The 16,336-nt window shown below is 71.5% G+C and carries 19 protein-coding genes and 2 tRNA genes; 11 read left to right on the top strand and 10 right to left on the bottom strand.

The features are described from left to right. Positions 1-2 precede the first annotated feature (2 nt). The 5 genes from ASE27_RS12945 (at position 3) to ASE27_RS12925 (ending at position 3,117) form a co-directional block, all read left to right on the top strand. Positions 3-560 (top strand): hypothetical protein, encoded by a 558-nt coding sequence (locus tag ASE27_RS12945; RefSeq protein WP_056650884.1) that lies wholly within the window; start codon positions 3-5, stop codon positions 558-560. A gap of 4 nt (positions 561-564) precedes the next feature. Next, the gene (locus ASE27_RS12940; RefSeq protein WP_056650881.1) at positions 565-999 is read left to right on the top strand and encodes a hypothetical protein; all 435 of its coding nucleotides are present in this window, start codon (positions 565-567) and stop codon (positions 997-999) included. Between the two features lie 62 nt (positions 1,000-1,061). Beyond that, on the top strand, positions 1,062-1,970 hold the full coding sequence (locus ASE27_RS12935) for a M23 family metallopeptidase (protein WP_056650878.1): 909 nt from the start codon (positions 1,062-1,064) through the stop codon (positions 1,968-1,970). 2 nt (positions 1,971-1,972) lie between these two features. Continuing rightward, positions 1,973-2,644 carry a D-alanyl-D-alanine carboxypeptidase family protein gene (locus tag ASE27_RS12930; RefSeq protein ID WP_056650876.1) on the top strand — a complete coding sequence of 224 codons (672 nt, stop codon included), beginning with the start codon at positions 1,973-1,975 and terminating at the stop codon, positions 2,642-2,644. A gap of 14 nt (positions 2,645-2,658) precedes the next feature. Beyond that, on the top strand, positions 2,659-3,117 hold the full coding sequence (locus tag ASE27_RS12925; RefSeq protein WP_056650874.1) for a hypothetical protein: 459 nt from the start codon (positions 2,659-2,661) through the stop codon (positions 3,115-3,117). 54 nt (positions 3,118-3,171) lie between these two features. Here the strand turns inward: ASE27_RS12925 and ASE27_RS12920 are convergent, their stop codons facing one another. Beyond that, positions 3,172-3,477, bottom strand: a complete 306-nt coding sequence (locus ASE27_RS12920; RefSeq protein ID WP_056650871.1) for a hypothetical protein — start codon at positions 3,475-3,477, stop codon at positions 3,172-3,174. A gap of 481 nt (positions 3,478-3,958) precedes the next feature. Here ASE27_RS12920 and ASE27_RS12915 point away from each other — a divergent pair, with 481 nt between their 5' ends. After that, positions 3,959-4,216 (top strand): hypothetical protein, encoded by a 258-nt coding sequence (locus tag ASE27_RS12915; protein ID WP_056650868.1) that lies wholly within the window; start codon positions 3,959-3,961, stop codon positions 4,214-4,216. On the opposite strand, the gene ASE27_RS12910 is transcribed toward ASE27_RS12915, so the two are convergent. From ASE27_RS12910 to ASE27_RS12900, 3 genes are all read right to left on the bottom strand, one after another. Then, a complete protein-coding gene (locus ASE27_RS12910) occupies positions 4,206-4,448 on the bottom strand; it encodes a hypothetical protein (RefSeq protein ID WP_056650865.1) in 243 nt (80 codons plus the stop codon). The genes ASE27_RS12915 and ASE27_RS12910 overlap by 11 nt on opposite strands. Positions 4,449-4,457: 9 nt before the next feature. Beyond that, positions 4,458-4,910, bottom strand: a complete 453-nt coding sequence (locus ASE27_RS12905) for a hypothetical protein (protein WP_056650861.1) — start codon at positions 4,908-4,910, stop codon at positions 4,458-4,460. 116 nt (positions 4,911-5,026) lie between these two features. Next, positions 5,027-5,100, bottom strand: a tRNA-Ile gene (locus tag ASE27_RS12900). Between the two features lie 63 nt (positions 5,101-5,163). Here ASE27_RS12900 and ASE27_RS12895 point away from each other — a divergent pair. Beyond that, positions 5,164-5,670 carry a hypothetical protein gene (locus ASE27_RS12895; protein WP_056650858.1) on the top strand — a complete coding sequence of 169 codons (507 nt, stop codon included), beginning with the start codon at positions 5,164-5,166 and terminating at the stop codon, positions 5,668-5,670. Between the two features lie 54 nt (positions 5,671-5,724). Beyond that, positions 5,725-5,797: transfer RNA gene (locus ASE27_RS12890), tRNA-Asn, on the top strand. Between the two features lie 89 nt (positions 5,798-5,886). Here the strand turns inward: ASE27_RS12890 and ASE27_RS12885 are convergent. From ASE27_RS12885 to ASE27_RS12875, 3 genes are all read right to left on the bottom strand, one after another. Then, the gene (locus ASE27_RS12885; RefSeq protein WP_157257592.1) at positions 5,887-6,267 is read right to left on the bottom strand and encodes a hypothetical protein; all 381 of its coding nucleotides are present in this window, start codon (positions 6,265-6,267) and stop codon (positions 5,887-5,889) included. A gap of 195 nt (positions 6,268-6,462) precedes the next feature. Continuing rightward, on the bottom strand, positions 6,463-8,400 hold the full coding sequence (gene dnaG / locus ASE27_RS12880; protein ID WP_056650852.1) for a DNA primase: 1,938 nt from the start codon (positions 8,398-8,400) through the stop codon (positions 6,463-6,465). Between the two features lie 89 nt (positions 8,401-8,489). Beyond that, positions 8,490-9,344, bottom strand: a complete 855-nt coding sequence (locus tag ASE27_RS12875; RefSeq protein WP_056650849.1) for a helix-turn-helix domain-containing protein — start codon at positions 9,342-9,344, stop codon at positions 8,490-8,492. 73 nt (positions 9,345-9,417) lie between these two features. On the opposite strand from ASE27_RS12875, the gene ASE27_RS12870 reads away from it, so the two are divergent. From ASE27_RS12870 to ASE27_RS12860, 3 genes are all read left to right on the top strand, one after another. Further along, complete coding sequence (locus tag ASE27_RS12870) at positions 9,418-9,873, top strand: VOC family protein (protein WP_162259131.1); 456 nt, start codon at positions 9,418-9,420, stop codon at positions 9,871-9,873. A gap of 103 nt (positions 9,874-9,976) precedes the next feature. Further along, positions 9,977-10,825: an AraC family transcriptional regulator gene (locus tag ASE27_RS12865; protein ID WP_056650843.1), complete on the top strand. Its 849-nt coding sequence runs from the start codon at positions 9,977-9,979 to the stop codon at positions 10,823-10,825. A 141-nt stretch (positions 10,826-10,966) separates the two neighbouring features. Next, a complete protein-coding gene (locus ASE27_RS12860; RefSeq protein WP_056650840.1) occupies positions 10,967-12,022 on the top strand; it encodes an iron-siderophore ABC transporter substrate-binding protein in 1,056 nt (351 codons plus the stop codon). A 58-nt stretch (positions 12,023-12,080) separates the two neighbouring features. Here the strand turns inward: ASE27_RS12860 and ASE27_RS12855 are convergent, their stop codons facing one another. From ASE27_RS12855 to ASE27_RS12845, 3 genes are all read right to left on the bottom strand, one after another. Next, the gene (locus tag ASE27_RS12855; protein ID WP_056650837.1) at positions 12,081-13,355 is read right to left on the bottom strand and encodes a deoxyguanosinetriphosphate triphosphohydrolase; all 1,275 of its coding nucleotides are present in this window, start codon (positions 13,353-13,355) and stop codon (positions 12,081-12,083) included. 146 nt (positions 13,356-13,501) lie between these two features. After that, positions 13,502-15,394, bottom strand: coding sequence for a glycoside hydrolase family 13 protein (locus tag ASE27_RS12850; protein WP_082608894.1), 1,893 nt, complete (start codon positions 15,392-15,394; stop codon positions 13,502-13,504). A gap of 2 nt (positions 15,395-15,396) precedes the next feature. Beyond that, entirely contained in the window at positions 15,397-16,335 is a 939-nt protein-coding gene (locus ASE27_RS12845; protein WP_056650834.1) for a sugar ABC transporter permease, read from the bottom strand. Between the last annotated feature and the right edge of the window lies 1 nt (position 16,336).

Here is a 16,336-nt window from a genome sequence, read left to right as displayed (position 1 = left end):
CCATGGCGACCACACCCACCGGCCTCATCGTCCCGGCCGGCACCGACGTCTTCGACCCCGACGGCGACATGCGCGACCTCGCCGGATCCCTCGAGGGCCGCATCATCGTCCCCGTCGCGAACACCACCGACCGCGCCACCCTGGCCGCCGCAGTCTCCCCGACCCCGACCGAGCCCCTCTACGCCCACCGCATCGACGCCCCGGCCGGGCGCGAGCTCGAACGCACCCTCGACGGGACGAACTGGCGCCCGGTCGGGGCCCGCATCGACATCGCAGGCACCACCTCGCCCGACGCCTGGATCAAGGCCGGCGACGTCGTGGCCCCGACCAACGCCGGCGGCGACGGTCAGATCGTCTTCGCCGAGGCGTTCCCAGTCCAGATGTACACCGCGATCCTGACCGACGCGACCGACAAAGACGTCCTGGGCCCCGTCCTGATCAAGTACACCGCCGTCAGCAGCGACCGCACCCGCATCACCTTCCGCGCCTACAGCTCCTCCGGCGTCCCTCTGGCGAACTCCGCAGGCCTGCGCATCGCCTACATCGCAATGGGCCGGTGAGCCCATGACGCCCCCACCCGCTGGCACCCCCTGGTGGGCCTGGCTGCTCGCCGTCGTCCTTCTGGCGCTAATCGCCAGCGGGACCACCGTGCTGGCTCAGCGCCCGATGCAGCGAAAGCTCGACGCGGTCGCGGTCGATGCCCGCGAGGCCCGCGAGCAGACCGCGAACGAGCACGCGGACGCCGAGTACCCGAACCTGCGCGACGAACTCACCGCCGTGCACGAGACGCTGCGTGACGTCGCGGCTGGCCAAGGGCGCCTCGAAGAGGGCCAGAAGCGCCACGACTCCGAGATCGGCGGGATCCGCCACACCCAGCGCCAGCAGACCGACGCCCTCGCCCGACTCGACGAACGCATGGAAGGCCGCGACGCCGAGCAACGCCGCGAGCACGCCGTCCTGGCCAAACGCCTTGACGACCACCTCGACCCCACCAACTGACCCACCCCGCCCGGGCCCCGATACGCACAACGTCGGGGCCTTCGTCATGCCAGGAGGCACCCATGTCGTGGCACCGCCCCAACGCCCCCAGCGGGCCGATCACCAGCCCCTTCGGTCCACGTGGGCCGATCGCGAACGCCCCTAACGCGTCCCGCAACCACCTCGGCGTCGACCTGCGCGCCGGAACCCTCGGCGTCACCAGCGACATCTACGCCGCAACCGCTGGCACGGTGCGCCGCATCTACAAGACCCCGCTCAACGCGTGGGTCCTCGAGCTCGACCACGGCAGCAAGGTCTGGACCCGGTACGCGCACATGCAGCGAGTCGGGATCGCCGTCGCCGTTGGCGCGAAGGTCGTCGGCGGGCAGCGCGTCGCCGCCGCCAGCAACTCCGGCGCCCCAACGGTGCACCTGCACTTCGAGGTGCTCATCAACGGCGTTCAGGTCGACCCCGTCTCGTACCTACGGGCCCGCGGCATCGACCTCACCACCACGACCGTCGCCAAGCCCGGCGGCGGCACCGGCGGCCCGATCACTACCCCCACCATCCCGGGCCGACCAGCCCCCATCACCCCGGAGGACGACATGGACGCAGCACAGAACGCAGCCCTGGCCGACATCTACTCCAAGGTCCCCAGGATCCTGCAGATCCTCGAGGCCTTCGACCCTCAGCGACCGCGCCTGGTCGAGGCGGCCGACCGCGTCATGGGCGTCCTGCCCAACCTGCGCACACCCGACGGGCGCGTCGCGACCGTCCTGACCACCGCGGAGGGCCAGATCCTGCGCGACGACATCGCCGCCTCCACCGCCCGCGCCGTGGCCGAGACGTCCAGCGCGTTCCACCAGCTCGTCGCGCGCGTCGACGGCATCGAGACCGGCGAGATCGACATCGACCACCTCGCGACCGCACTGCGCACCACCCTCGGCGACGCCGTCGTCGAGGCCCTCGCAGAACGACTCAAGGGAGCCTGACCATGGCCGACAACGGACGCCTGCCCCCGAGCGAGCTCGCCGCCCTGTTCTATGCCTCCAACCACCGGCTGCGCCCCGACGCCGCCCGCTCCTGGAACCGCGTCAACGCCGCCTTCCGCTGCAGGACCGGCATCAACATCGACCTGTCCGACTCCTACCGGTCCTACGACGACCAGGTCGCGATCTTCCTCGACCGCTACCAGACCACCTACATCGAGTACGCCCCCGGGCGCACCGACCGGCGCGTGTGGAACGGGACCGCGTACTGGCGCAAACCCGGCACCTCCGCCGCCGCCATCCCCGGCACCTCCAACCACGGCTGGGGCCTGGCAGTCGACGCCGACGGCCTCGGCGGCTTCGCCGGCTACTACTACGCGATCTTGACAGCCGTCGCCCCCCGCCACGGCTGGAACAACGAAGCAGGCAAGACGATCGACGAACCCTGGCACTGGGAGTACTTCCCCAGCGCCGACACCCACCCCGAAAGGAACGACATGGCACACCTCATCAAGGGCAACCTGTCCCCCGCGATCTACGTCCTGGAACCCAGCACCGGCCTGCGCCGCTACATCACCAGCACCGAGTACACCGTCTACACCGACCAGGGCTCGTCCTTCACCACCATGCCTCAGGCCGAGTTCGACGCCATCCCCAAGGCCCCCGGCTCCCGCTGAGAAAGGACTCACCCATGACCACCACTCCGACCCAGCAGGCCTACCCGGTGCGTGCATCCCGGCGCACCGCGGTCCAGAACGCCCTGTCCGTCATCCTCGTCCTCGGGGTCGTCGCCCCGATTGTCGCGGCAATCCTGCACGAGGAGCTCTCCGGGTACCTGCCCGAGGCGTGGCTCGCGTGGGTCATTGGCGCGGCTGCCGTCCTCGCCGCGGTCTCGGCGGCCATGGCGCGGATCATGGCGATCCCCGCCGTCGACGCCTGGCTGCGCCACCTCGGCCTGTCCTCCACCCCGCTCCAGACCTCCAGTACCCCGCCCGGCGTCCTGCAGCGCGGCGACCACGTCACCATCGCGGCCACCGGCCAGGGCGGCAGGGTCTTCTACGTCGAGCAGCGCGAGGACGGCTGGCACTACGGCGTCCAGCTCGACGGCTCCGACTTCGTCGCGATGTTCCGCCCGGACGACCTCACCTGACCCGTGCATGACGAAGCCCCGCCCTCCTTCGGGAGGGCGGGGCTTCGTTGCGTCCTAGACCAGGGCCGAGTTCTCGCTGTCGGCACGGAGCGAGAGAGATGGTTTCTCCCAGCCCTCCGTGATGCAGTGGGCCGCGTGCAGCGCAGTACGGAGATCACTGTGGAACTTGTCGATCTCCGGGTCCGCCTCGTCGGCGCCGAATACCGTGAAGGTGGCCTTTCGCTGCGTGATGCTGGCGCTGAAGTCGATGTCTTCCCGACCGATCTTCTCGAGTTCGTCGAGGACCGAGTCGAGGAAGTCCTCGAACTGCTCGTCGCTGCCATCAGCGTCCTCGAAGGTGCAGATCACATCGATGTTCATCTGCTACTTCCTCCTTCCTTCCAACAGGTGTCCCGCTTGAGCTTCCCGCGCAGATTGCGCGGATAGTTCGGATCCGACGGCGTACAAGCGATGGTCTTGATGTGCTTGTCGATGCAGCCGCACTTGGCCTTGAAGTGCTTTCGCCCCTTCTCGACCACCCAACCTTGAGCCTCGAGCGATCGAATGATCTCCTCAAGTTCAGGCCGGGAATGCTTGGCCCGTCCCCCCATCGCCAGTACCTACCGTCCTTCGCATGGTGACACACCAACCTGGGTGCTGCCTGTTAGCAAGATCACAGTGTGGCGACACCAACTGTCACGACACGCCCGTCGGAAACGAAGCATGGCAGATCGCCACTGCGCCTGTCACGACCGCTCTTGATACTTCACCTCATCCATGGCCTGCCCCGTGTCGGACTCGCGACCGCAGCCTGCGCCGATCCGACAAGCATCTTCGAACATATGTTCGATACGCTGGTCGGGTGAGCAGACCGACCGGCAACACCCCGTTCCCGAAGCGGGCCCGCACGCTCAACCCGAAGCAGTACGGGCACGAGGTCACGACGCCGGAGACTCCGATGCCGGTCCGGGCCTGGATCGTGACGATGCAGGGCGACGAGTTCGAGATCGACGCCGACGCGATCGCTTGGACCAAGCGCGCCGTGCACATCAGCTACATGGACCGCTTCGGCCACCCTGATACGGCCTGGGTCTGGGCGGGCGCCGTCGTCAGGCGGTAGGCGCGTCGTCCTCGCCGAGTGCGGAGCAAAGTTGCTGGACGAGTTCGTCGAGAGCTTGGGCGACCTCGCGCTCTCCAGCCTGGTCAGGCGGCAGCGAGAGTCGCCTTGCGAGCGACGAGAGCATCCCGGCGTCGACGTTGTGCGCGAGGATGTGGCCCGTCAGCGTTGCGAGCACGCCGATCAGGTCAGAGAGAGTCTCGGGAGGCAGTGCCCGATCCGGCTGCCCGTCCACGCTTCGAGGCTAGCTCGGCTTCTTGCTCACCGACGACTGCGCGATGCGGCACGTCCGGCACCGGCGCCGAGTGCCCACGTCGGACGGGAAGCGGTAGATATTCTCCGGCCTGTACTCGTGCCCGGCCGGGCAGTGAGTCTTGGCGGTCTGCCAGTCACCTCCGGACGAACGCTCGGTGCGACCCGTGCGCAGGCGGCGCTGGTAGTGCATCTTGCACATGTCCTGTAGCCCGGCCCGCGTCCGCTCGCAGCCCTCGATGCTGCATGGGACGGGTTCGCGTGGTGTGCGCAGCGGGGCGGTCTGCTCGAACCGCTCGAGCACGAGCCGCGCCCGCTCCCCGTCGAGGATCCACGGGCCCGACACCGGCCGCGCCCAACCCTGTGCGTCGATCCACGCCCACACGCTCTTGCGCGACACCCCGGCCTTGCGCGCGAGCTCACGGATCGTCCACTCCCCTGCCATGCCGGGAGCCTAGCGGGCCCACGCTGGCCCCTCACGAGGCCTGTGCACGAAGTTGGCTACAGTTGTGGCTACACCAGCGATGTAGGCAACTCCGAGTTTTCCTAACGTTTGCAACGTAGGGCAGGTGGGGCTTGAACCCACGACCGGCGGATTATGAGTCCGATGCTCTGACCGACTGAGCTACTGCCCCTCGGCGGACAAGCGTACCGGCAGGTGCGCGCCCGTCGGGCAGCAGGGCAGTACCGTGTCTGGCATGGCTCTGTTCGCCCGTAGCTCCCTGCCCGACGACGCCCGCAGGTCCCTGCGCCTCGCCCCCAAGGACGCGGTGCTCGCTGCGGCGCAGCTCGTCGACGGCTCCTGGGCCGCGGCGACGCGCACGGTCCTGGCCACGACGGGTGAGGACGGCTCGTCCCGCCCCTGGTGCGACGTGGACCGCGCAGGCTACGACCCGGTCACCGCGTCGATCACGGTCGAGTGGGTCGACGGCGCCGCTCCCCTGGTCCTGCGTCTCGCCGACTCGCGGCGCACCACGCTGGCACAGACCGTCCGGGAGCGCGTGCAGTCCTCGGTCGTGCTCGCGGAGGTGGTCGCTCTCGGGGCCGGCCGGTCGGCCAAGGTCGCGGTCCGCCGCGACACCGACGGCTCGCTCTTCTCGCAGGTCGTCGCCGAGGCCGGGGTGGACCTCGACGACCCGCGGACACGGGCTGCGATCGACGCCGCGGAGGACCGGGTCCGCTCGATGTCCGGACTACCCCTCTGATGCTGATAGAGTTTTCTCCGGTCGCCCAACCGGTGCAAAACGGTGGGTGAGCGGTCCCGCGTAGCTCAGCTGGCAGAGCATCCGACTGTTAATCGGACGGTCGTAGGTTCAAGTCCTACCGCGGGAGCACGACGAGAGGCCCCTGATCTGCGGAGACGCAGGTCAGGGGCCTTTGTCGTTCCTCGGGTCACCTCGAGCCGGCGAGAGGTGTGACCTTCATCTCAACGGGCTGAGCAACTGTGCGCCACGACCCACCTGGGCCAGGACGAGGCCTCCTCCGGTACCTGCTCCCTCGACACGGCGCGGCATCACGGCGACCCGGAACGCGAGGTAGCGGTCGACGTTGGCGACCGCCCGGTAGAGGCCGACCAGGAAGGTCGCCAGTCCGGACAGGGCCACGAGACCACCGAGGACCAGGAGCGCAGCCACCCCCGAGGCGTCAGGCGACCTGCCGTAGGACGATGCGCCGTACGTCGCGGCCCCGTCGAGCGTGAGGGCTACGACCACGAAGAGCTGGGCGAGTGCCAGGGCGGACATCCCGCCCACGATCAGAGCGGCACTGCGGGCAAGGGTGGGTACCGCGACGGCACGTGACATGAACGGTCTCCTCGGAAAGTGCCTGGAGCGACGGGGTTCCTCCCCGCGGTGGTGCCGGCCGGCACCACCATCCTCACCCGGTCGAGGCCCTCGACCCCCGCTGTCCACAGCACCTTGTACGGGTCGATCGCACCGCGGACGGCCGGACGGAGGGCGGCACGCGTCACCCTCGGCGACCGGGCGCACGCCACGTCCTCAGGCGCCCTCGCGCAGCTCTCGACGTTCCCGCTCGACGGCCAGGAGCTCAGCGAACGCCGCCCCGTAGGCCTCCTGGTCCCCCGCAGGGTCCAGGCGCTGGAGGCGGCTCTTGGCGTCCGCGACGCGCCGTGTGAGGCCCAGGTCGACGAACGCCTTGATGACGCCCTTGACGTACCCCTGGATGACGTTCTCGCGGTCCTCGGGCAGCGGGGCGACGGCCAGCTGGTTGACGATGCCGCGCACCGTCTCCGGGGACTGCTCGATCACGGCCTCGACCCACTGCCCTGCCGGGTGCGCGGCCGATCCGGCCATGCCACCCGCGGCCCGGATCGCGTCGTGCACGGCTCGCCACGCGGGCGTCGCGAAGGCCGACTCGGAGAACGCGTCGAACTCCTCGGCGGGCACGAACTGGGGGTACTGGAGCGCGACGACGAGCGCCTGCCGCTCGAGACGGGCCACGGGGTCGCGCGGGTCCGGCGGAGAGAAGACCGGGCCCGACGGCGCGGCGGGAGCTGCGTCGTCGGGCGTGGGGGACAGCGGGCGGACCGGGGCCGGCAGCGTCTGCGGGACCCCCGCCTTGCCCGCCGCCGCGACCGCGCGGCGCACCGACTCCGAGTCCATGCCGATCCAGCCCGCGAGCATGCGCGCGTACTCGGGCCGCAGGGCCGTGTCGCGGATGCCCGCGACGACCGGGGCCGCGGCGCGCAGCGCGGCCACGCGCCCCTCGGCGGTGTCCAGGTCGAACGTGTCGAGCGTGGTGCGGATGACGAACTCGAACAGGGGCTGGCGGCCCTCGACGAGCGCGCGGACACCCTCCGGGCCGTGCGCCATGCGCAGCTCGCACGGGTCCATGCCGCTCGGCTCGACCGCGACGAACGTCTGCGCGTAGAAGCGCTGGTCCTCGCCGAACGCGCGGACCGCGGCCTTCTGGCCCGCCGCGTCGCCGTCGAACGTGAAGACGATCTCTCCCCCGAGCGACGCGCCCGACGCGAGCTGGAGCCCGCCGCCCGCGGTCGTGTCGCCCAGGAGGCGGCGCACGATGCGCGCGTGGTCCGAGCCGAACGCCGTGCCGCACGTCGCGACGGCCGTCGTGATGCCCGACAGGTGCGCGGCCATGACGTCGGTGTACCCCTCGACGACCACGACGCGCTTGTTCTTGGCGATCTCACGCTTCGCGAGGTCGATCCCGTAGAGCACCTGGGACTTCTTGTAGAGCGTGGTCTCCGGGGTGTTGAGGTACTTGGGGCCCTGGTCCTCGTCGAAGAGCTTGCGCGCACCGAACCCGATGGTCTCGCCCGTCACGTCGCGGATGGGCCACACGAGGCGGCCGCGGAAACGGTCGTAGATACCCCGCTGGCCCTGGCTCATGAGGCCCGACGCGATCAGCTCCGCCTCGGTGAAGCCGCGCCCGCGCAGGTGGCGCAGCAGCGCGTCCCAGCCCGTCGGGGCGAACCCGACGCCGAAGCGCTCGGCGTCCGACCGGTCGAAGCTGCGCTCCGCCAGGAACGTGCGCGCGACCGTGGCGCCGGGAGCGAAGAGCTGCTCGGAGAAGAACTGCGAGGCCACGCGGTGCGCCTCGAGCAGGCGCTGGCGCTTGCCGGGCTCCTCGGTGCGGCGCGGACCGCCGCCCTCCTCGTACCGGAGCTGGATGCCCACGCGGTCCGCGAGGTACTCGACGGCCTCCGTGAACGTCATGCCGTCGATCTTCTGGACGAACGAGATGACGTCGCCGCCCTCGTTGCAGCCGAAGCAGTGCCAGCGCCCCACCTGGGGGCGGACGTGGAAGGACGGGGAGCGCTCGTCGTGGAAGGGGCACAGGCCCTTGAGCGAGCCGACACCGGCCGGCTTGAGCGTCACGTGCGAGGACACGATCTCGTCGATCCTCGCGCGTTCGCGCACCGCGTCGACGTCCTCGCGTCGGATCAGACCTGCCACGTACCCGAGTGTAGGTGCCGCCGGTGACGTCTCGCGCCGGGCCCCGTCCGATCAGCCATCAGCCGCGCCCACCGACCGCTCGGGTGACCTCAGGAGGACACGAGCTCGAGCAGCCGGGCGCGGGATTCCGCGCACCGCCGCGCGTACGCCCCGGGGGTGTGACCGGTCACGGAGACGAAGTCCACAGCCAGGTGCGCCTGGTCGTAGTAGCCCACGTCGACCGCGAGCGCCGACAGGTCCTGGCCGGGGTCCTGGGCGAGCCGCTCGGCCGCGAGGTGGACGCGATGGCGTTGCAGGACCCACTTGGGCCCGACGCCCAGCCGCTCGCCGAGCAGCCGCTGGAGGCTGCGCGTGCTCGTGCCCGCGACCCGGGCGAGGTCCGCGACGCGCGCTCGGGGTCCCAGGTCGCCCGAGGTCGCGGCGTCCAGCACGCGCGAGACCTGCGCGAGGTGCTGGTCCGGGGCGAGCCGCTCGCGCACGAGCCCCGCGAGGACGCGGACCGCGTCCTCGTCCTCGCCGCGCTCGGCGAGCGTGAGGGCGCGCTCCCCCGCCTCGTCCGCACCGGCGCCCAGCACGCCCGACGCCGGCACGGACGTCCCGCGCGGGACGTTCAGCGCGCCCGGACGCAGCTTGGCGGCCACGACGACGCCCGTCCCGACGAGGGTGCGGTCGAAGAGCCCCTCGGGGATGCCGTGGGCCGCGAACCCGCTGGGCTCTGCCACGAGGTTGACGCACGGGTGCGGGATGACGGTCTGCGTGAAGGACTCGCCCGCCGGCAGGTCCCACCGCACGAGCCAGAACCAGTCGACGCGGTCGGCGAGGTCCGCGGGAGCCGGGAACCGTCCGAGGGCGAACGCTCGGCGCGCGGCGACGGGGTCCACCACGCCGTAGGTGGTGGACGGGACGCCGGAGACCCCGGGGACGCTGCCGCGTTCGTGTCGCATTCCTCCAAGACTGCCACCGCGCACCGACAGACGATGGGGACATCAGCACCCGAGCACTGGAGGAACCATGGACATGTCCGCCCTGCACCCCAACCTGGCCGTCAGCGACGCCCGCGCGGCGATCGACTTCTACACCGCGGCGTTCGGCGCCGAGGTCGACGACGTGATCACGGCAGGGGACGCGATCATCCATTCCGACCTGCGCCTGCCCACGACGTCCGGGTTCTCGACGTTCACCGTCGCGCAGGAGTTCCCGGGGGCCGGCTCCGCGGCACCGGATCCCGAGGGCCCGACGCCCGTGTCGTTCACGGTGCCCGTCCCCGACACGGACGCGGCCTACGCCCGCGCGATCGCCGCGGGGGCGACGAGCACGGCCGAGCCCGCCGACTGGTTCGAGGGCTTCCGCCAGGCCGCGGTGCGCTGTCCGTTCGGGCACCGGTGGTACTTCGTGACGGTCGCGGGCTCGGTCACGCCCGAGGACGTGCAGCGGGCCAGCGACGCGTGGATGAGCGAGCAGCCGGCCGGCTGAGCGCTCGCCCGTCCGCACCGCCAGGCCCGATCGACCAGGCACGGTCGACCAGGCCCGGTCGACCAGGCCCGGTCGACCAGGCACGGGCGGTAACGTCCTGCCCATGACGAGCACCGAGCACCCCGGGAGCATCCGCATCTGGGGTGCTCCGTCGTTCACCGAGGAGCCCGCGGTGCCCTACCGGGCGCCCGAGGGGCGTTTCGTCGCCGACCCGTGGAGCCTCGCGACCAACGTGTTCGAGCCCGGCCACGCGCGCGAGTGGCCCGACGAGGTGCACTACGAGCACGAGCTCGTCTGGGGCGAGGGCGGGCCGCTCGACGTCGAGGCCACGGGCCGACGCTGGCTGGTCCCGCCGAGCCTCGGCATCTGGCTGCCCGCCGGGACGCGGCACAAGGTCCGGGCCGACCCCGACGTGACCGTCTACGCGACCTACCTGAATCCCGACCAGGTCGCGCCGCGGTGGGAGAGCGTCGTGGGGGTACCGGTCAGCGCCCTGCTGCGCGAGCTGCTCCTGCACGACACCACGGCCGTCATGCCGGACACCAGCCGGCACAGCCTGCAGGCGCTCGCGATCGAGCAGATGCTGCCCCTGCCCGTGGCGAGCATCGAGCTGCGCATGCCGCGCGACGTGGACCTGCTGCACGTCGCCGAGCGGCTGCTCGCGTCCCCCGGCGACGGCCGGTCGCTCGACGCCTGGGCGTCCGACGTGGGCATGAGCCCGCGTTCCTTCATGCGGCGGTTCGTCGCCGAGACGGGGTTGTCCTTCGCCCAGTGGCGCATCCTCGCCCGGACGGGGGCCGCCCTGGTGCTGCTCGCCGAGGGCCGCTCGGTCCGCGAGGTCGCACGGACCGTCGGGTACTCGAGCCCGAGCACGTTCGTCACGGTCTTCCGTCGCACCACGGGCATGTCGCCTGCGGCCTACGCCCGCCTGCTCGGGGCCCCTGGCCACTGACCCTGGCGGGAAATCGGTCCGCGCTGGCAGGATTTCTCGATCCGGCCCGGGTTAGCCTCACCTTTGTTCCGCCAACTAAGGCTAGGCTCATCTAACTACCGAGCGCCTCGCATCGCGAGCCGCTCGACGGAGGACCTCTTCATGACCCCGACCAGCTCCCGCCGACGGACCACGCCGCGGCACCTCCTGGGCGCCGTCGCCTCGCTCGTGACGCTCGCCGCGCTCGCGGCCTGCTCGACGGGTGGCACCGACTCCGCCACGTCCGTCCCCGCGGGGGGTGGCGACGTCGCCGCGACCAGCCTCGCCGAGGCCGACGCGTTCCCGGTCTCGATCGACCACGCCTACGGGTCGACGACGATCGAGAAGGAACCCCAGCGGGTCGTCACGATCGGCTGGAGCAGCCAGGACGCCGTCGTCGCGTTCGGCAAGGTCCCCGTGGGCATCGAGAAGTTCACGGGCCCCGGCATCGAGGACGACATCCTGCCGTGGCTCACCGAGACGTTCGAGGGCGCGACCCCCGAGCTCCTCACGTCCAACCCCGACGTCCCGTTCGAGCAGATCGCTGCGCTGCGGCCCGACGTGATCATCGCGGTCTACTCGGGGATCACGGACACGGCTTACGAGCGCCTCGCGGAGATCGCGCCCACGGTCGCGTTCCCCGGCTCGGCGTGGGAGACGTCGTGGCAGGACCAGACGACCATGATCGGCGCGGCCCTCGGACAGCCTGCCCGTGCGGACGAGCTCGTCGAGGGCGTCGGGACCACGGTCGCCGAGACCGCCGCGGCCCACCCCGAGCTCCGGGGCAAGACCATCACGTACGCCATGAACGGCGAGGGCGGCGTCATCGTCTTCTGCCCCTCGGACCCGCGCATCGAGCTGCTGACGCAGGTCGGGCTCGAGCCCTCCCCCGGCACGCTCGCGGTCTGCGGCGCCGAGGACGCCTCGTCGGTCTCGGTCAGCTCCGAGCTGATCCCCACGCTCGACGCCGACGCGTTCATCCTCATCGATGTCGACGAGACGGTCTACGACACGCTCCTGGGCAACCCGCTGTTCGCCGCGCTGCCCTCGGTCGTCGACGGCCGGGTCGTGCGGGTCGTGGGCATGGACTACGCCATGGCCACGTCCGCGCCCACGGTCCTGAGCATCCCCTACGCGCTCGACGAGTTCGTCGCGCAGCTCACCACGACGCTGGGCTGACCAGCGGCACGACGGCGGCCCGCACCCTCCGGGGCGCGGGCCGCGGTCGTGCGGTGGATCAGCGCGGCGACACCCACCGGTCGTGCAGCTGGTAGGCGCTGACGTCGGTGAGCGACGCGACCTGGTCGACGACCACGCGGAGGCGAGCGGCGTCGTCGGGCGCCTCGAGCCAGTCCGCCGCGAAAGGCGCCTCGAGCGCGTCGGGCGCCTTGTCGCTGAAGACCTCGACCAGGTCCGCGAGGACCTGGCGCTGCTGGTGGTGCAGCGGCTCCTGCTCGCGCGGGGCCATGACGTACGCCACGGCCATGCCCTTGAGCACCAGGATCTCCGCGGACGTCGTCGCGGGGACCACGAGGCGGGCCGAGTAACGCGTGAGCAGCCCGTCGCCGTACTCCTCGCGCGTCGCGGCCTGGGCCGACCCGCTGAAGCGCCCGATGAGCTGGCTCGTCGAGTCCTTGAGCGCCGCGAGCGCCCGGCGCGAACCGTCGAAGCCGCGCATCAGGTGGCCGGTCGCCTCGAGACGGGAGATCGCGGCGTCGAGCTCGGCCTCGTCGTAGGCGTCGCCGTACCAGGCGCGCACCGCGGCCACGACGCGCCCGCGCTCGTCGGGGTCGGCCAGGACCGCGAGGTCGAGCTTGCCGCCCACGATCGCGTCCTCGACGTCGTGCACCGAGTAGGAGATGTCGTCGGCCAGGTCCATGACCTGGGCCTCCATGCACTTGACGTGCTCGGGGGCACCCTCGCGCAGCCACGTGTAGACGGGCACGTCGTCGGGGTAGACGCCGAACTTGTGGGTCGTGGTCCCGTCGGGGCGCCGCGGCCCCTCGCCCCGGCGCCACGGGTACTTGACGCTCGCGTCGAGGCTCGCGCGGGTCAGGTTGAGCCCGACGGGCGTGCCGTCCGCCGCGAAGACCTTGGGCTCGAGGCGGGTCAGCAGGCGCAGGGTCTGGGCGTTGCCCTCGAACCCGCCGTGCTGGGCCATGATCTCCGCGAGCGCCCGCTCGCCGTTGTGCCCGAACGGCGGGTGCCCCAGGTCGTGGGCCAGGCACGCGGTGTCGACGACGTCGGGGTCGCAGCCCAGGGCGCGGCCCATCTCCCGTCCCACCTGGGCGACCTCGAGGCTGTGCGTGAGACGCGTGCGCACGAAGTCGTCCGACCCCGGGCCCAGGACCTGGGTCTTGGCGCCGAGCCGGCGCAACGCCGAGGAGTGGACGACGCGCGCCCGGTCGCGCTCGAAGGGCGTGCGGGACTTGCTCTTGGGCGGCTCGGGGACCCAGCGCTCGACGTCGGCGGCCGAGTACCCGAGGGCGTTTCCTGGCGTGGTGTGCGGCACGGGTCCCACCCTATCGAGGCGCACGGCGCGCGGTGGCGCGCCGCCCCCGCGCCGCCCCCGCGCCGAGAAGTGCGTAGATGCCCCTGATCGCCGCGGACCAGGGGCATCTGCTCACTTCTCGTCGAAGACCACGTGTGCGTACCGGCTCAGCCGATCCGCCACACCCCGACGCCCGGTCCGTCGCCGGCCAGGTCGAGCCCCTCGGCGGTGACCTCGAGACCGAGCTCGCCGTACAGGCGCTCGGGCTCGGTGCCCGTGAGCAGGTGCCGCGGCAGCCGCGCCCCGGCCCACGCGTCGCGCGCGACGACGACGAGCACGCGCTCGTCGGTCGTCTCGCGCAGGTACGCCACGGCGTCGTCGTCGACCAGGAGCCAGCGCAGACCGCCCTCGCGCAGGGCGCGGCTCGCGCGGCGCATCGCGACGAGCCGCCGGTAGACCTCGAAGGTGTCGCTGTCCCAGCGCTCCGAGCGGCCCCACGGCATGGGCACGCGCGCGTGCTCGCCGTTGGTGCCCGTCAGGCCCACCTCGTCGCCCGCGAACATCACGGGCGTGCCGGGGTAGGTCAGCAGGAGCGTCGCGGCGACCTCGACCATCTCGGCCGACCCCACGATCGAGCGCAGTCGCGGAGTGTCGTGCGAGCCGAGCATGTTCCACTGGCGCGACGTGACGGCCCACGGCAGCACGGCGTCGAAGTCGCGCATGGTCTCGACCATGCTGCGCCCGCCCCGCCGCGGGGTCGTGACGGGCAGCCCGAGGAACGGGACGCTCGAGTCGTGCGGGGCGAGCCACGTCCAGACGGGACGCGTGAACGCCGAGTAGTTCATGTTGGCGTGCCAGCCGTCGCCGGCCAGGTCGAGCGACGCGTCGTGGAAGTGCTCGCTGACCAGGACCGAGTCCGGGTTGACCTCGGTCATGGTCGCCCGGATGCGGCGCGCGATCTCGAGCGTGCGGTCCTCGTCGGCGTAGCGGCCCGTCATGTTGGCGACGTCGATGCGCCAGCCGTCGAGCGAGAAGGGCTCGCCCAGGTACCGCCCGACGACGGAGCCCGGCCCGTCGATCATCCTCGCCCCGAGCGTGGGCGAGCCGTAGTTGAGCTTGGGCAGCGACGCGTGCTCGAGCCAGCCCACGTAGCCGGGCTCGCCCGGCGTCCAGTAGAACCAGTCGCGCTCGGCGCTCGACGCGTCGGCGTGCGCGCGCTCGAACCACTCGTGGCCCGCGCCCGTGTGGTTGGTCGTCAGGTCGCCGAGCAACCGCATGCCGCGCGCGTGCACGGCGCGCGAGAGCGAGGCGTAGGCCTCGTCGCCGCCCAGGAGCGGGTCGACGTGGTCGAACGTGCTCGCGTCGTAGCGGTGGTTGGAGCGCCCGGGGAAGACCGGGGTCAGGTAGACCGTCCCCACCCCGAGGGCCTGGAGGTGGTCGAGGTGCTCCTCGATGCCCCGCAGGTCTCCGCCGTAGTACTGCGTCCCCACGCCGGGGCCACCCACGAGGGGCTCGTCGTCCCAGTCCGCGGGCTGGGCCCAGTCCGGGACCGGCCGGTCGTCGGCCTCGGCCGAGCGCGCGAACCGGTCCGGGAAGACCTGGTAGACGACGCCGTCGCCCATCCAGGACGGCGCGGGCGGGTGGACCGTGAGGCGGAAGTCCGCGGCGTCCGGCACGTCGCGGTCGAAGACCCCGCGCCCGTTGAGCCACTGGTACCCGCCCGGGACGTCCAGGAAGAAGCGGTAGCTCGTGACCGGGTTGTGGACCAGGACGTCGGCGACGTACCAGGACTCGTCCTCGTCCTTGCGCTCGAGCCGTGCCTGCGACAGGCGGGGCTCGCCGTCGCGGACCGTCCGCAGCCACACGGACCGGACCTGGGCGGCGGGACCGCCCGGCCCCCGGGGCACGCGGACCCGGACGGGGACCACGTCCCCGAGGGCGGGCGTGCCCCCGGGGACGTAGACCTCGGAGCCGTCGTGGTGCGCGGCCAGGGCGACCACCTCGCGGGGCGAGGTGGCCGACCCGGCGGACGTGACGTCGTCGGGCAGGGAGGTGCTCATGCTCAGCCCTTGACCGAACCGGCCGTCAGACCGCCCACGATGTACTTCTGCAGGTAGAGGAACAGCGCCAGCACCGGCAGCGCCGAGACCACGGCGCCGGCCGTGAACAGGCCCCAGTTCGCCTCGCGCAGCGACGAGACCCAGCCGTACAGGCCCACCGCGAGCGTCCAGTTGGACTCCGACGTCAGCACGATGCGGGCGATGATGAACTCGCCGTACGTGCTGATGAAGGACAGCAGCGCGACCACCGCGAGGATCGGGGCGACCAGGCGCAGGATGATCGTCCAGTAGATCTGCGCGTGCGTGGCGCCGTCGAGCTTGGCCGCCTCGTCGAGCTCGCGCGGGACCGTGTTGAAGAACCCGTACATGAGGAACGTGTTCACGCCCAGCGCGCCACCGAGGTAGACGCAGATCAGCGACAGCTTGCTGTCCAGGCCCAGGGCCGGGACCACGTCTCCGAGGCTCAGCAGCAGCAGGAAGATCGCGATGAACGCGAGCATCTGCGGGAACATCTGGATGATGAGCAGCGACGTCAGGCCGGCGCGACGCCCCGAGAAGCGGAAGCGCGAGAACGCGTAGGCCGCCGCGGCCCCCATGAGGACCGTGCCGATCGAGGTCACTACGGCGATCACGAGCGTGTTGAGCATCCACGTCCAGAACAGCGACTCGCTCAGCTGCGCGTAGTTCGCGGTGCTCACGTCGCTGAAGAGCGTGTTCGAGCCGGTCAGCGTGCCGTTCTCCGAGAGCGAGGCCGACAGGACGTAGACCAGCGGGAACGCCGCGAACACGACCGCGACGACGCCCACGAGGTGGCGCCAGCCGAGCTCGCTGAACCAGCGGCCGGGCTTCATGCGCTGACGGCCGACACCCGAGCCGGACGGGGTGCCCGACGAGCTGCCCGAGGACGAGCCGACGGAAGGGGAGACAGAGGTGGTCGCCATG

It is taken from the genome of Oerskovia sp. Root918 (assembly GCF_001428945.1).
Lineage (GTDB): Bacteria > Actinomycetota > Actinomycetes > Actinomycetales > Cellulomonadaceae > Oerskovia > Oerskovia enterophila.
Note: the sequence above shows the minus strand (reverse complement) of the source record. Positions and strands in the feature narration are given on the sequence as shown.

What these genes read in the sequence shown, in the direction of transcription:
- ASE27_RS12945 (WP_056650884.1), top strand. Translation starts at nt 3, where the DNA reads ATGGCGACCACACCCACCGGCCTCATCGTCCCGGCCGGCACCGACGTC.
- ASE27_RS12940 (WP_056650881.1), top strand. Translation starts at nt 565, where the DNA reads ATGACGCCCCCACCCGCTGGCACCCCCTGGTGGGCCTGGCTGCTCGCC.
- ASE27_RS12935 (WP_056650878.1), top strand. Translation starts at nt 1,062, where the DNA reads ATGTCGTGGCACCGCCCCAACGCCCCCAGCGGGCCGATCACCAGCCCC.
- ASE27_RS12930 (WP_056650876.1), top strand. Translation starts at nt 1,973, where the DNA reads ATGGCCGACAACGGACGCCTGCCCCCGAGCGAGCTCGCCGCCCTGTTC.
- ASE27_RS12925 (WP_056650874.1), top strand. Translation starts at nt 2,659, where the DNA reads ATGACCACCACTCCGACCCAGCAGGCCTACCCGGTGCGTGCATCCCGG.
- ASE27_RS12920 (WP_056650871.1), bottom strand. Translation starts at nt 3,477, where the DNA reads ATGAACATCGATGTGATCTGCACCTTCGAGGACGCTGATGGCAGCGAC.
- ASE27_RS12905 (WP_056650861.1), bottom strand. Translation starts at nt 4,910, where the DNA reads ATGGCAGGGGAGTGGACGATCCGTGAGCTCGCGCGCAAGGCCGGGGTG.
- ASE27_RS12895 (WP_056650858.1), top strand. Translation starts at nt 5,164, where the DNA reads ATGGCTCTGTTCGCCCGTAGCTCCCTGCCCGACGACGCCCGCAGGTCC.
- ASE27_RS12885 (WP_157257592.1), bottom strand. Translation starts at nt 6,267, where the DNA reads ATGTCACGTGCCGTCGCGGTACCCACCCTTGCCCGCAGTGCCGCTCTG.
- ASE27_RS12875 (WP_056650849.1), bottom strand. Translation starts at nt 9,344, where the DNA reads ATGCGACACGAACGCGGCAGCGTCCCCGGGGTCTCCGGCGTCCCGTCC.
- ASE27_RS12870 (WP_162259131.1), top strand. Translation starts at nt 9,418, where the DNA reads ATGTCCGCCCTGCACCCCAACCTGGCCGTCAGCGACGCCCGCGCGGCG.
- ASE27_RS12865 (WP_056650843.1), top strand. Translation starts at nt 9,977, where the DNA reads ATGACGAGCACCGAGCACCCCGGGAGCATCCGCATCTGGGGTGCTCCG.
- ASE27_RS12860 (WP_056650840.1), top strand. Translation starts at nt 10,967, where the DNA reads ATGACCCCGACCAGCTCCCGCCGACGGACCACGCCGCGGCACCTCCTG.
- ASE27_RS12850 (WP_082608894.1), bottom strand. Translation starts at nt 15,394, where the DNA reads ATGAGCACCTCCCTGCCCGACGACGTCACGTCCGCCGGGTCGGCCACC.
- ASE27_RS12845 (WP_056650834.1), bottom strand. Translation starts at nt 16,335, where the DNA reads ATGGCGACCACCTCTGTCTCCCCTTCCGTCGGCTCGTCCTCGGGCAGC.